At 31.3% G+C, this 14,623-nt stretch carries 16 protein-coding genes; 7 read left to right on the top strand and 9 right to left on the bottom strand.

Annotated features, from left to right (window positions below; translation table 11 throughout):
- Positions 1-121 precede the first annotated feature (121 nt).
- From G314FT_RS09620 to manA, 3 genes are all read left to right on the top strand, one after another.
- Positions 122-1,006 (top strand): VOC family protein, encoded by an 885-nt coding sequence (locus G314FT_RS09620; RefSeq protein ID WP_257701070.1) that lies wholly within the window; start codon positions 122-124, stop codon positions 1,004-1,006.
- 74 nt (positions 1,007-1,080) lie between these two features.
- Positions 1,081-2,103, top strand: a complete 1,023-nt coding sequence (locus G314FT_RS09615) for a serine hydrolase domain-containing protein (protein ID WP_257701064.1) — start codon at positions 1,081-1,083, stop codon at positions 2,101-2,103.
- Between the two features lie 52 nt (positions 2,104-2,155).
- Positions 2,156-3,118 (top strand): mannose-6-phosphate isomerase, class I, encoded by a 963-nt coding sequence (gene manA / locus G314FT_RS09610; RefSeq protein WP_257701063.1) that lies wholly within the window; start codon positions 2,156-2,158, stop codon positions 3,116-3,118.
- Between the two features lie 47 nt (positions 3,119-3,165).
- Here manA and ald read toward each other — a convergent pair whose 3' ends face one another.
- From ald to G314FT_RS09580, 6 genes are all read right to left on the bottom strand, one after another.
- On the bottom strand, positions 3,166-4,284 hold the full coding sequence (gene ald / locus G314FT_RS09605) for an alanine dehydrogenase (protein WP_257701061.1): 1,119 nt from the start codon (positions 4,282-4,284) through the stop codon (positions 3,166-3,168).
- Between the two features lie 126 nt (positions 4,285-4,410).
- On the bottom strand, positions 4,411-5,097 hold the full coding sequence (locus G314FT_RS09600; protein ID WP_257701059.1) for a type 1 glutamine amidotransferase: 687 nt from the start codon (positions 5,095-5,097) through the stop codon (positions 4,411-4,413).
- A gap of 1 nt (position 5,098) precedes the next feature.
- Positions 5,099-6,442 carry a Mur ligase family protein gene (locus G314FT_RS09595; protein ID WP_257701054.1) on the bottom strand — a complete coding sequence of 448 codons (1,344 nt, stop codon included), beginning with the start codon at positions 6,440-6,442 and terminating at the stop codon, positions 5,099-5,101.
- Positions 6,443-6,582: 140 nt separating this feature from the next.
- A complete protein-coding gene (locus tag G314FT_RS09590; RefSeq protein WP_423837507.1) occupies positions 6,583-7,986 on the bottom strand; it encodes a TrkH family potassium uptake protein in 1,404 nt (467 codons plus the stop codon).
- Between the two features lie 168 nt (positions 7,987-8,154).
- Entirely contained in the window at positions 8,155-9,594 is a 1,440-nt protein-coding gene (gene cls / locus G314FT_RS09585; protein WP_257701052.1) for a cardiolipin synthase, read from the bottom strand.
- A 67-nt stretch (positions 9,595-9,661) separates the two neighbouring features.
- Positions 9,662-10,081 (bottom strand): reverse transcriptase-like protein, encoded by a 420-nt coding sequence (locus G314FT_RS09580; RefSeq protein ID WP_257701050.1) that lies wholly within the window; start codon positions 10,079-10,081, stop codon positions 9,662-9,664.
- Between the two features lie 84 nt (positions 10,082-10,165).
- Here G314FT_RS09580 and G314FT_RS09575 point away from each other — a divergent pair, with 84 nt between their 5' ends.
- Complete coding sequence (locus G314FT_RS09575; protein WP_257701048.1) at positions 10,166-10,591, top strand: EbsA family protein; 426 nt, start codon at positions 10,166-10,168, stop codon at positions 10,589-10,591.
- A gap of 17 nt (positions 10,592-10,608) precedes the next feature.
- On the opposite strand, the gene G314FT_RS09570 is transcribed toward G314FT_RS09575, so the two are convergent.
- Positions 10,609-10,821: a cold-shock protein gene (locus tag G314FT_RS09570; protein WP_117972725.1), complete on the bottom strand. Its 213-nt coding sequence runs from the start codon at positions 10,819-10,821 to the stop codon at positions 10,609-10,611.
- 191 nt (positions 10,822-11,012) lie between these two features.
- Here G314FT_RS09570 and lspA point away from each other — a divergent pair, with 191 nt between their 5' ends.
- A complete protein-coding gene (lspA, locus tag G314FT_RS09565) occupies positions 11,013-11,468 on the top strand; it encodes a signal peptidase II (RefSeq protein WP_257701046.1) in 456 nt (151 codons plus the stop codon).
- Positions 11,469-11,534: 66 nt separating this feature from the next.
- A complete protein-coding gene (locus tag G314FT_RS09560) occupies positions 11,535-11,981 on the top strand; it encodes a Fur family transcriptional regulator (RefSeq protein WP_257701044.1) in 447 nt (148 codons plus the stop codon).
- A 42-nt stretch (positions 11,982-12,023) separates the two neighbouring features.
- Here the strand turns inward: G314FT_RS09560 and G314FT_RS09555 are convergent, their stop codons facing one another.
- Both G314FT_RS09555 and G314FT_RS09550 read right to left on the bottom strand, forming a co-directional pair.
- Entirely contained in the window at positions 12,024-13,217 is a 1,194-nt protein-coding gene (locus tag G314FT_RS09555; RefSeq protein ID WP_257701043.1) for a toxic anion resistance protein, read from the bottom strand.
- Positions 13,217-13,888 (bottom strand): 5-bromo-4-chloroindolyl phosphate hydrolysis family protein, encoded by a 672-nt coding sequence (locus G314FT_RS09550; RefSeq protein WP_257701041.1) that lies wholly within the window; start codon positions 13,886-13,888, stop codon positions 13,217-13,219. The genes G314FT_RS09555 and G314FT_RS09550 overlap by 1 nt, the downstream gene beginning before the upstream one ends.
- Positions 13,889-14,071: 183 nt before the next feature.
- On the opposite strand from G314FT_RS09550, the gene G314FT_RS09545 reads away from it, so the two are divergent.
- Complete coding sequence (locus tag G314FT_RS09545; RefSeq protein WP_257701039.1) at positions 14,072-14,620, top strand: NUDIX hydrolase; 549 nt, start codon at positions 14,072-14,074, stop codon at positions 14,618-14,620.
- Positions 14,621-14,623: the final 3 nt, after the last annotated feature.

The raw sequence follows: 14,623 nt of genomic DNA, 5'->3' as shown, positions 1-14,623 counted from the left end.
AATGATATTCATCTAATTTTCCGAATATAATAATGGAATTTCTTGGATAAAAGGTGTTACAATGTAAAGTGATATTGAGGGAAAAGACATTGATTCGAAAATTTAGGGGGAAATGAATATTATGGTTAACTTTTCATTAAATCCAAACACCAAATTAACTTCTGTTGCCATTAAGGTAAAAGATTTTGACAGAATGTTAAGTTTCTATCAACAAGTTGTTGGGTTTGATTTGATTAATGAAGAAAATGATATGGCGATCTTAGGTATTGGTAGCCAGAAAAGAAAATTGCTGGGATTGATTTCGACACCAGATGGCGTGGAAGGATCAAATATTCAGACAGGATTAAACCATACATCGTTTGTTTTTCCAACTCGAGACGATCTTGCTCGTTTTATTAAGCATCTCATGTTATTAAATTATCCAATTGAAGGCGAAAGTGATCATGGTTTTTGTGAGTCAGTTTATATCAGTGATCCTGAAAATAATCGTTTAGAATTTAGTTGGGATAAGCCAAAAGATGAGTGGCCAATGGTAGATGGTAAAATAGATGGTGTAACAAAAGAATTAAACATTCAACAATGTTTAAACAATGTGAAAGGTGAATACACATCAGTTCCAGATGAAACAAAAGTGGGACATGTTCATTTATCAGTATCGGATTTAGAAATGGTTTATAATTTTTATGCTGAGAAATTAGGGTTCAAAATAAAAGATGATGATTTTAGTTCAACTCATTTATTGTCAGTTAACGATTATCATCACCAGCTAGCAATTAATGAATCACAATCAAATGACATGTCACCTGTTATTCGTGATACTGACTTAGGAGTAGACCACGTAACGTTTGATGTCCCAACAATGGAGGATTTACTTTCATTAAAGGAGAATCTTGAGACACTTGGTAGTGACTTCTACTATAATAAAGGCAAGAGAATTATTGGATTATATGATCCAAGTGGTATTCATTTGTGGTTTATTGTATTTAAAAAAGAGAACAAAAAATAGCAAGAAGGCTGATAATCTCTACTGGTAAGACTAGTTAGAATTATCAGCTTTTTTGTGGATTAGAAGGAGATAGAATGTATTCTAAAACCATTCAATTTATTGAGTCATTGTGTAAAGAAAGCATCATTCCAGGTGCTAATTATTTGTTTTTTAGTCAAGGTAATGTTGTAAGGGAAAATACGGGGTATAAACAATTTTTACCTGTTAAAGAAAAAGCAACCTCTAATGTCTTATATGATATGGCATCACTTACGAAAGTGATGATGACTAATACTGTTGTATTAAAATTAATTGAACAAAATCAATTAAACATTGATGTGCCTTTTAATACGTATTTACCCATATGGCATGAAGACAAGGTAACGTTAAGACATCTGTTAACACATACCTCAGCTATTTCAGGGTACATTGACAATAGAGATGAGCTATCGGCTGAAGAATTAAAAGAGGCGTTGTTAATGTTACCAGTGGATTATAAAAAAATGGGTAGAGAAAAAAAATATACAGATACGGGAACGTTATTAATAGGATTTATGCTTGAAGAGATTTATAGACAGAATGTTCATAATATATTTGAAAAGGAAGTTTTAATCCCCTTAAATATGGTGCATAGTGGTTTTAGTAAAATAAACACTTCTTTATGTGCGCCAACGGAGTTCACGAAAAATCGAGGGTTAATCAAAGGAGAAGTACATGATCCAAAAGCATATCAATTAAAGGAACACTGTGGCAGTGCGGGGTTATTTAGTAATATTGACGATAGTTTTAAATTTGTTCAAATGATGTTAAATAAAGGAAGGCTACCAAATGGAGAGGTATTTTTAGAAGAAGAAACAGTGATGTTATTATTAAATGATTTTACACCGAATAACGATTTATCTCGTTCACTAGGTTGGGATTTAAAGTATCATTTAGAAAAAAAACATCCAATATTATATCATACTGGTTATACTGGTACTTTTATGTTGATAGATATTATTGAACAAGAGGCTTTTATTTTTTTATCAAATCGAGTCCATCCTTATGATAATAGACAAGATTATTTAAGAAAACGTGATGAATTAATTGAAGTTTATCAAAAAGAACAGACGAATTAAACAAGAAATGATATACTATTTTTATCAATATAGATGAGGTGAGGGGAAAAAGATGGTAGAACCATTATTTTTAAAACCAGTATTCCAAGAAAAAATTTGGGGTGGAGAAAAATTATCGACTGAGTTTGGTTATGAATTAACTAGTAAAACGATAGGGGAATGTTGGGCAATTAGTGCACATCCTCATGGTGTTTGTACGGTTGAAAATGGGGAGTTCAAGGGAGAAAAGTTAGATGATTTATGGGAAAAACATCCGGAACTTTTTGGTAATCCAAAAGAAGACGTATTTCCATTATTGACTAAAATTTTAGATGCTGAAGAGGATTTATCTGTTCAAGTCCATCCTGATGATTTTTATGGGTTAAGTCATGAGGGAGAATTAGGAAAAACAGAATGTTGGTATATCATTAGCGCAGAACCTGGAGCGGAAATTATTTATGGTCATCATGCTAAATCAAAAGAAGAATTAAAAAAAATGATAGACTCTGGTGAGTGGAATCAATTATTGAGACGGATACCTGTTAAAAAAGGTGATTTTTTCTATGTTCCTAGTGGGACAATTCATGCCATTGGTAGTGGAATTATGATTTTAGAAACGCAACAAAGCAGTGACACAACTTATCGTGTATATGATTATGACAGAGCAGATGACAATGGAAACACGCGTGAATTACATATTCAGCAGTCACTTGATGTGACGACTGTTCCTCATGTTGACCCTAAACTAGAAATCACACAATTAAATGACAATCAATCAAGTGTGACAACATTTATTGAATCAGATTATTTTGATGTATTTGAGTGGAATGTCAATGGAATATTAGAGATTGAATCTCATGCACCATACACATTAGCGAGTGTTATTGAAGGATTTGGTTATTTAAAAATCGGTGCTGATCAAACGTATGAACTCTCAAAAGGAATGCATTTCATTATTCCCAATGGTATTGACACATGGGTATTAGAAGGTGATATGGATATCATCGCATCAGAGCCTGGAAAAAAGGATAGATAATAAAAAAGACATCATGTTGATTTTCAAACATGATGTCTTTAGTTTCATTATAATAATTCTGTGATTGGTTTATAGTCATCTAAACGATTTTGATCTTCAGCAATTACTTTTGAATTTAAACTACCATTGTATGTATTAAATCCATTTCTTAGAGCTTCATCAGTTGCAACAATTTCTTTTAAAGATTGATTAGCCAACTTAACAATATATGGTAACGTATTATTTGTTAAAGCAAGAGTTGATGTGCGAGCTACTGCACCAGGCATGTTTGCAACCGCATAATGAACAACGTCATGTCTAATATAAGTTGGATTATCGTGGCTTGTTACATGATCAGTCGTTTCAAAAATACCACCTTGGTCAATTGCAATATCAATGACAACAGAACCAGGTTTCATTTGTTTAATCATGTTTTCGGTAACAAGTTTTGGTGCTCTACGTCCAGGTATTAAAACAGCACCAATAACTAAATCAGCTATTTTAACTGATTTTTCAATGTTATGAGAATTAGAAATCACTGTTTCGATGTCATTTCCAAAAATATCTTCTAATTGTGCTAATCGTTGTGGATTAATGTCTAAAATTCTTACTTTGGCACCTAAACCAATGGCAATTCTAGCAGCATTCATACCAGCAACACCACCACCAATAATAACGACTTGTCCCTTTTCAACACCAGGAACAGAAGACAATAAAACACCTGAACCTTGGTTAATAGATTGTAAGAAGTATGCACCAGTTTGTGGCGCCATACGACCAGCAATCTCCGACATTGGTGTTAATAAAGGCAATGAACCATCGGGTAAACGAACGGATTCATAAGCAATTGCTGTAATCTTGTTTTCTAGTAAAGCATCAGTTAATTCTTTATTAGGGGCTAAATGAAGATATGTAAATAAAATTTGATTAGGTTTGAATAAATGATATTCAGATGCTAATGGTTCTTTAACTTTTAGGACCATATCAACATCCCACGCGTCTTCTTGATTTTGAACGATGGTTGCACCCATTTCTTCATATGCACTGTCTTCAAAGCCAGCACCTACTCCTGCTTGAGTTTGTACGAATACTTCATGTGACTTTTCCACTAAAATTTTGACAAATGGTGGAGTCAAAGCAACACGGTTTTCATTGTTCTTAATTTCTTTTGGTACGCCTATTTTCAATTTTTTTCACTCCTATTCTTTCATAACCTGTTAAGATTATGACAGTATCATTATACATAAAATGTAAGAATAATGCTAATAATATACTGTTTATAAGAAAAAAGAACACAAGTTTTATCTTGTGTTCTAATTCAAATCATCCAAAGAAAACGTGACATGATATTTTTTTTTCATAGCCATATTGATTAATCTCAGTGCTAATTGCTTATTTTTTGCTAACAATGGACCATGAAAATAAGATCCCATTACATTTTTATAAATAACGCCTTCCGTTTTATCTTGTCCATTATTTCCATAGCCTTTAATAACAGCTCCAAGAGCTTTTTCACCATCACCTAAAAAAGTCATACCGTTATGATTTTCAAAACCATAATAAGTTTCATTAAATTCCTTATTATAGATCTCGATATCACCAATAAAACGGTTATTGTCTTGACTTAAAGTATAGTGTGGAAGAGCAGAAATACCATTAATTTTCTCTCCATTAGCCCCAATATAATACTCACCAAGTAGTTGGAAACCTCCACAAATAGCTAGCATGACACCATCGTTTTCGATGTAACGAGTGATAGAGTCTTTTTTTGTTTGAATGTCTTCAGAAACAATTTTTTGTTCATAATCTTGTCCCCCACCAAAAAAAACGAAATCATATTTTGTATCATCAAAGTCTTCAAAGACGCTGATAATTTCTGTTTCTATCGAAATACCTAATTTTTTTGCGTAGTAATTTAGTAAAAGTAGGTTACCATTATCACCATATGTATTAAGTAAATTTCCATAAAGATGGCAAAAATTTAATTGAAAGTCTGACATATTAGGCATCCTCCTTAATAAAACCTTGCTGAATTAATTCTTTTCTTAAGCCTAATACAGCAGTATAAGTAGCTAAAATATAAACATGTTCAGTAGGAGCAGTTTTGATTTCTTCAATAATTTGATTTAGTGAAGAGGTTTCAATTAAGTTATTTTCTTGTATTCCTGCGACTTTAAGTCTAAGTGACATATCACTCTGACGTTCTCCACCAGAAATGACTTTAGGAATATCTAATTCACCTAACTCTTCTAGTTGACTATCCCAAATCCAACTAACATCAATTCCATCAGCATAGTTGGCATTTAGTAGTGCAGCTAGAGAGAATGGGTAAGGAGATAATTTCATCGTATCAATAACTTGATTTAACCCAACAGGGTTTTTTACTAAAACAAGGGTACATTTTTTATCGCCAATTTCAATAACTTCTTGACGACCGAATACTTTCTCATCGTAAGATAGCCCTTTTTTAATTTTATCAGATGAAATATTATAGTGCTTAGCAACAGCAGTGGCGGCTAGAGCATTGTATATATTATACATCCCACCTACTTCAATTTGATAATCATGTGAATCAATAGTAAAAGTGGAAGAGACATTGGTCATGTGCTTAATATCAGTTAAAGAAACATTAAGTGCAGGACGTTTAAAGTCACAATTTGGACAATAATAATCACCTAAGTTACTGTAAGTAATCATTTTATAGTGAAGAATGTGGTGGCAATGAGGACACAGCACACCATCAGTATTATAATGAGCCATTTGTTCTTCATCATCAGTATGATTAAATCCATAATATTCTCTTGGGTTGATAGTGTCGATAGAGTTAAATATCGGTAAATCACCATTCATTAAAATAGGTGCATTTGGTGCTTTTTTAGCCCCGTCAACAATTAATTGGTACGTTGTATAGATTTCGCCATAGCGATCCATTTGATCACGAAAAATATTAGTAAATAAGAATAACTCAGGTGTTAAAAATTCTGTCACTTTATTTAAACTGGCTTCATCAATTTCTAAAACAGCAATGTTTTTGCCATGCTTATTTTTCTTTCCTTGAAGGAAGGTTGATACAATACCTTGTAACATATTTGCTCCTGTTGTGTTAGTAACAACAGAATCGAATTCCTCTTTTAATATATTAACGGTTAAAGCAGTAGTTAACGTTTTTCCATTTGTTCCTGTTACAACAATCACATCATAGTCTTTTGCTAAACTAGAAAGGATTGTTGGATCTATTTTTAATGCCAATTTACCAGGTAGACTACTGCCACCTTTAAAAAAGGTCTTTAATATCCATTGTGAAGACTTACCAACTGTTGTTGCTAATCCACTTTTAAAACTCATATACATTCCTCCTGTGTATACATTAACTTAATCATGATACCATAAAATAAGAATTGAAAGATTAAAAAAATGCATAAGATTCTATTATAAGATAACAAAAACTACTTAGAACATGAAAAAATATGTTCTAAGTAGTGTCATTAACCAATAATAATTTTTTCAGCTGGATAAATGTAGCCACGGTCATGTTTTTCTTTTGGAATAAAAATCATTAAAGTGTAAAGCATTCCAATACGTCCAACAAACATTAAAATGGCAATAACAATTTTACCAATTGGAGAAAGAGAAGAGGTAATACCTAGTGATAGTCCTGTTGTTCCAAAGGCAGAAGCGACTTCTACAATTAACGCAATCATTGTTTCATTTTCTGTAATCGTTAGTATCATAATAGATAAAAAACACATAAAGACAGATAAATTAAACACAACGATGGCTTTTTTTATGTCTGTTCGATCAATTCTTCTGTTAAATATAGTAACGTTTTCTTGTCCTTTTATAAAGCTATACATATATAAACCTAATATCGCAACAGTTGTTGTTCGAACACCACCACCGACAGAACTTGGACTACAACCAATGAACATTAACATTGAAAAAAGTAATAGGGTAGGTGTTTGAAAATCATTTAGATTATTTAATTGTAAACCTGCATTTCGTGTGGTGGTAGAATAGAACATGGATGTCAGCCATTTTTGTGGTTCGCTCATATCAATAAATAAATGGTTTTTTTCTAATAAATAGATTAAAATCGTTCCAACGATAAATAATACAATATAGATACTAATCGCTAATCGACTGAATAGGGAAAAACGAAAAGGTAACTTATGATTTTCTCTTCTATAAAATAACCACTCTTTTACTTCCATTAAGACTGGAAACCCAATCCCGCCAATCATAATAAGTAGCATCAAAATAGGTAAAAAGAAAAAGTCGTTTTTATAAGGGGTGACTGATTCACCTGTTACATCAAATCCAGAGTTTGTTACTGCTGAGATGGATTGATAAAATCCATGGAACAACGAATCAACTAAATCAAGATGATGTTCAGCAAAATAAAAATGGGTAGAAAAGACAAGACCAAATAGTAATTGTATAACTAATAAAGTCAGCATAGTATTTTTGATTAATCGAATACTTCCACTAAGCTTTGGAGAGTTCATATCAGTCATGATTAATTGCCGACGCTTTAGAGAAATTTTCTTCTTTGATAAAATGAAGAAAAAAGTTGACACCATCATAATACCAAAGCCACCTATTTGAAAGAGAATTTCAAGTAAAATAATCCCACGTTGGTTAAATACTTCATTAATATTGAAAGTACTTAAGCCTGTCACACTAACCGTACTAATAGCCATAAAAATCATATCAAAGGTTGAATAATTAGCATTATCTTGATGAAAAAATGGTAAATTAAGTAAAAAGTAAGCGACAGTTGTAATTAAAACATAATATAGAAAAATAATTTGGATACTAGAAAGGTGTTGGTTAATGTACCGAGTGCTTAGATGCTTTAATTTCATATACGAAAACTCTAAACGAGGCATAGTATTTCCTCCTTGTCTGATAATATCTCAACTAGTATAACAACTTATGTCTGATTAAACTAGTCTTAACAAAAAAGACTCTAAATTTGGATGCTTCTATTTTATGACTCTTAGTAATAAAAAATAAGTGATAACAATTAAAAAAATAATTGTTATCACTTATTTAAATTACATAATTGGTGAAAATAATCGTGCTGTTTTTTGTTTGAATTTCAACCAAATAGACATGTCATCAATCATTTGTTGTGTTAATTCTTTGGATTGCTTTAAGTCTTCTGTAAAATAATGAGATAAAGTATCGTTGATAGATTTATCATACATAACAGCACTGGCTTCAAAATTCAGTTTATAACTGCGAATATCTTGATTAGCTGAACCCACAATGCTTACTTCATCATCCATAATAAGAACTTTAGAATGAAGAAATCCACCTTCATAAATAAAGACATCAACATCATGCTTCATAATAACTTGAGCGAAATATTGTGTTGCCCTATAGATAAAAGGATGATCTGGTTTATTTGGAATCATAATTCGAACATCTACTCCGGACTGTTTGGCAATTTTTAAAGCATCAAGAATTGTATCATCTGGTATAAAGTATGGTGTTTGAATCCAAATCCGTTTTTTAGCACTGGTGATAAGTTTTGTAAAAGCTAATTTAATTTGTTGCTTCTCATCATGCGGTCCACTAGCAATAATTTGAATATCAGTTGTGGCTTTCTCATTTGGTTTTTCATGATATAAATAATCAAGCTTTCCAATAAGTTTTTTATCATCAGGGACGGAAACATTCCAATCGGATAAAAAGCGTAATTCTAAGATAGAGGTAGCAGGGCCGTCAATTCTAAGATGAGTGTCACGCCAGTAGCCAAATTTTTTAGTTGTTTCAACGTACTGATCTGCGATATTAAATCCACCAACATAACTAATTTTTCCATCAATCACAGCAATTTTTCGATGGTCATGATAGTTAACACGAAACTTTAAAATGGCCTTCTCACTGGTAACAAAAGTCTGGATTCGTCCACCAGCTTCAATTAATTTAGAAAACTTCGTTCTTTTAACTCCTTTAGAGCCTAATTCATCATATAATAGGCAAACTTCTACCCCTTCTTTTGCCTTTTCAGTTAATAGATCAACTACCCTCATACCCGTTTTATCTGTCACAAAAGCATAATATTCAATATGGATAAACTTTTTAGCGTGTTTAATATCATTTAATAATGCTTCTAATTTTTTCTCTCCATCGGTTAATATGGTGACGCTGTTATGATGCGTTAAAGGTGTATGATTTAAATTGGACATGAAATAGGCAAGTTGAGCATGTTTACTATCTGAAGGTAAATCATCATATAATTGCAATGTTGGATCGTAAATATCATCTAGCGAGCTAAAATCCATTGTAATTTGATTTTTAATTTCATATCGTTCCTTTTTACTTAGCCCGAGACCAAAAAATAAATATAAAATAAATCCTAAAAATGGGATAAACATAAAGACTAATAACCAAGCCCAAGTAACACTAGTATCACGCTCTCTATAAAATATTAAAAACAGAGCAAATAGTAAGTTGATTAAATATAAAATGATTAACAGGACACTCATTAATATCCCCCTTTCTTTGATACCTTATTTTAGCAAAAAAATAGTGATATACCTAGCTAATTATTTATCATTTAGGACTCTTTTTTTGACGCTTTAACTCTTTTTTTAGTGCTTGTTTAGCATGATGGTCAGCCATTTTATTTGATTCTTGTGGTATCCATTCAATGGTTAAATCGCTAAACCCTTGACTCAAAATAAGCAATTTTGATAAGAGTGGTAGAAAAATATCTTTTTTTACATAACGTTTATGAAATGATTTAACCACAATACTACTGTCAGAATAAATAAAAATTAAATCTTTTTGCCAATTATTTTGTAGACAGTATTCTAAAGCTAGAATCATGGTTTGAAATTCTGCTATATGGTTATCTGTCGCATCTAAAGGAAATGTTTCTACGATTGTCTGTCCTTCTTTTTTTATAATAAAACAGCCAGTACTTACTTGGTATTTAGGATGTGTTGAAGCATCAGTATTAATTTTTATCATAAAAATCCTCATTTCATTTTTTTATTCGTATATATTGTGTTAAGATTATATCTTAGAATAGAGTAATTGTAACGGAGGTTAGTGATGAGTGAGGATAAAATTCACATATATAGATATCAACCAATACTAGCTGATACAGTGATTTATTGGTCGTTGACCTTTGTATTATTTTTTGCCAGTATGATTGGTTTATTAGAAGAACAAGGGCGGATTAATCTATTTAGTATAGTGACGTTTTTTATTTTTTTATTTTTTTTCTATTTAGGAACAAGGAGAAAACTAATCTTAACTCAAGATCAAATTAAAGTGAATGCGGTATTAAAAAAAAATGAATACACAATAGATATTAGTAAAATAAAAAAAGTTTTAGTGGGTAAATATGGCTTTACACTAGTCACAAACCAACATGAACGTTCTTATTTAATGCTACCATCATCTAAAACGAATTTTATTCATCATTTAGAAGAGTCATCCCAGTTATCATGCATGGTAAATGGGTATAAAAAATGAGTTGAAGATTAATCAACTCATTTCTTTTCATCTATAACAGAAACATTCGATGCTTGTAAGCCTCTAGCTCCTTCTTTAATATCAAATTTAACTTGTTGTCCTTCAAAAAGTGTTTTAAACCCATCCTGTTCTATTGCAGTAAAATGAACAAAGATTTCCTCATCTTGATCGTAAATAATGAATCCATATCCTTTTTTTACATCAAACCATTTCACTAAACCTTGTTTCATTTCACATTCCTCCAGGTTTTTTCTTGTCTCACACTGATTATTATACGTTTAGAACGAATATTCGTCAAATAACAAAAATTTATACAAAAGCATCTAGAAATAAAGTTTGTTCTTTCAAAAAAATGTTATATACTGTACTTATTGTTTAACTAGATTACAAGATATTATTTATCGATGAGGGAGATGAACCAATGTTTCTTTATGTTTTTATTATTATAGGAAGTATTATTTTAGATCAATTAACTAAATTGATGGTGGTACAACATTTAGATTTGTATGATACAACGATGACTAACCCTATTTTATCCATTACCCATATTAGAAATGAAGGTGGAGCATGGAGTATTTTTGAAGGCCATATGTGGTTTTTTTTATTAGTTGGAGTGATAGCTTTATGTATTTTTTCTTACCTACTATATAAAAATAGATATAAAAATAAATGGTTAACAGTGGGGCTAAGTTTTGTCATTGGTGGAACTATTGGTAATTTCATTGACCGATTTAGACAAGGTTATGTGGTGGATATGTTTCAAACAGAGTTTATTAGATTTCCCATTTTTAATGTAGCAGATATTTGTTTAGTTGTTGGTGTTGTGTGCATCTTTATTTATATTCTATTTTTTGATGAAGAAAACTCTACTAGATGAGTATCTTGCGAAAATCAATAAAGAGTAGTAAAATAGAATTAATATAAATAGTGAGGATGATGCTATATGTCAAAAAATCACTTAGTTGACGAAGCGATTGAAAAGTTAAAAGCAGCTGATATAAGAATAACGCCACAGAGATATGCTATTTTGGAATATCTAATCGAAAGTCACACACACCCTACGGCAGATGATATCTATAAAGAGTTGGAACATCGTTTTCCAAACATGAGTGTGGCGACTGTTTATAACAATTTAAGATTGTTTACTGAGATTGGTTTTGTTGTAGAAATGGCATATGGTGATTCTTCAAGTCGGTTTGATTTTACAACGGAGAAACATTATCATGCAATCTGTGAAAAATGTAAAAAAGTAGTAGATGTTAATTATCCTGGCTTGGGTGATGTTGAAGCGGCTACTGAAAAATTAACTGGTTTTAAGATAAACGATCATCGTTTAGAAATGTATGGTATTTGTCCAGATTGCCAAAAATTAGAAGAAGATGCTATATAAAAAAGTCCATATTTCTCTTTATGAGAAGTATGGACTTTTTTATTAGTTATTACCTGACATATCAAGTAATTTATTTTTTAAATCTTCTTCCATCATTGATAATTCTAATTCAGCATTACGGCGTTTTTCTTTGCCTTCTTGTTGAATTTTAAGCGTTTCTTGGATGGTTTCAATTAAATCATTTTGTGTCTTTTGTAGTGTCTCAATATCAACAATGCCACGTTCGTTTTCTTTTGCTGTTTCAATGGCTGAAATTTTTAGCATCTCAGAATTTTTGGCTAACAAATCATTTGTTGTCTCAGATACTTGACGCTGAGCTGTAACCGCATCTTTTTGCCTTAAAAGAGTTAAAGCAATTGCCACTTGATTTTTCCATAAAGGAATGGCTGTATTAATAGAAGCTTGTATTTTCTCAGCTAGTGCTTGATTCGTATTTTGAATCAAACGAATTTGTGGTGCTTGTTGTATGGTAATTTGTCTTGCTAATTTTAAGTCATAGGTTCTTTTTTCTAAACGATCGACAAATTGATTTAAATCATTCACAATTTGAGTGTCCATTTGATCACCTGTTTGTTCAGCATGTGCCATCGCTTCTGGAATCGTTTTTGTTTGAAGTTCTTCAATTTTTAATTCCCCAGCTGCAATATAGATATTTAAGGCATCAAAGTAGTCCTTATTTTTATGATAGAGTTGTTCTAACATGGTATTATCTTCAAGTAATCCATTTTTTTCATGATCAAGTTTAACAGCTATTTTATCAATCTGAGCACCAATTTTTTGATATTTTGCTGTTGTTTCATAAATGGATTGCTTTACCTTTCCAAACATGCGCTTAAATAGATTTCCATCTTTTGCTTCAAGTTCACTAGGACTTGCTTCATTTAAACGATACATTAATTCAGTTAGAGAATCTCCCATTGGACCAATATCTTGTGTTTGTACATGATTTAGCATTGTATGTGAAAATTCACTTAATTTTTGTTGTGCCGCAACACCATAACTTAAAATAGATTGACTGTCATTTGTATCGATTTGATTGGCTAATTCTTGTGCTTGTTGTTTTCTTTCATCTGATAGTCTATCAATTACTTTTGTTGACGTTTGGGCTTTTGTTATTTGTTGTTTTTTTTCAGCTTGATTTAATAAGTCAGATTGTTCCAATTCTGAAAAAGGATTACTTAATAAATCCTCTAAAGTATTATCAATGGGTTCAGCTTTTTTTAATTTATCCGACATTACAATTCCTCCTGATCATCAGATAGATGTTTTTTATAGTCTTCTCTATTTTTATTTTGTTGTGCAATTGAGATTTCCACTTCTAAATCTTCAATGTCATCAGAAACAAATTCTTTGTAATCATCAATGATTAGTTGTGAGACATGTTCAATTGCTCCAATACTATTATTTAATATCTTATAGGTCTCCTTACTTTTAATTTCATGATCCGAAATTTCAGCATATTTAGTTGTCATTTCAACTAAATTTGGTAAATGGTTGTATAAAAATTTATCAGCCATATGTAATTTTTTGGGTTCTTTCACAATCTCTTTGAACATTGCTTTTGCTACTTTTAATGTATCATACCTCAAATTTATTGCATTTAATTTAGGACTGTCTTTAAAATTTATTTCTAATTGATCAATTTGCTGTTTGGCTTCTGATAGGGTGTTTCGAAAGAAAGTAATTTCTTTATCAGTCATCCCAGCTTCATAATAATGTTCTTCTTTTTCTTTTGATAATCCGGGAACGGCCCCTTTGTTTTTTTTCTTATTCATTCTTCGATAAATGACCCAACCAATGGCAATTAAGACGAATACTGCACCAAGATTTTCGTCAATCTCTGTCAAAACGAACATTCCTATTAAAAAACCAATTACAGCGGTGATAGTGTCTTTTTTTCTCTTCATTTTGTCACTCCTCTTTTCCTGTATTTTTTGTATAGTATTAGTTTATCATAAGGAAGTAAAAACATTATCAGTCCCAAGTTTGATTTATAAATAAGTATAAGGATACAGTGAGTTTTATTGAAATAACGTCTCTTTAAAGGTATCATAAACATAAATAAGTTAATTGACAAGGAGCAGGCATGAATGAAAGATAAATTTAATGAAAAAACGCTCGAAAGAAAAGAGGTATTCAAAGGATCAGTGATTGATGTGTGTGTTGATACTGTTGAATTACCTAATGGAAAAAAATCGAAACGTGAACTGGTTTTTCATAATGGAGCAGTTGGTATTTTAGCCATTACACCGATGAATCGCATTGTGTTAGTCAAACAGTTTCGTAAAGCAATAGAAAAAAGTATTTTAGAAATACCAGCAGGAAAAATTGAAGCATATGAAGATAACCCGTTAGAAACAGCTAAGCGTGAATTAGAGGAAGAAACCTTTTATCAATGTGATTCAATGGTTGAAGTGGCTGATTTTGTTACATCTCCAGGTTTTTGTAATGAAAGAATGGTCCTATTTCAAGCTAATGGTATCAAAAAAGCCGATAATCCTTTACCAAGAGATGAGGATGAATTTTTAGATATTGTGGAGTTATCTTTAGAGGAAGTGAAAGAACACATTCGTCTTGGTACAATTTGTGATGCTAAGACATTATATGCTATTCTATTATGGGAAATGCAAATGAAATAAGGA

The organism is Vagococcus luciliae (assembly GCF_024637875.1).
In the GTDB taxonomy this organism is placed as follows: domain Bacteria; phylum Bacillota; class Bacilli; order Lactobacillales; family Vagococcaceae; genus Vagococcus; species Vagococcus luciliae.
The sequence above is the reverse complement of the archived record's forward strand: the minus strand, read 5'-3'. Positions and strand labels throughout refer to the sequence as shown.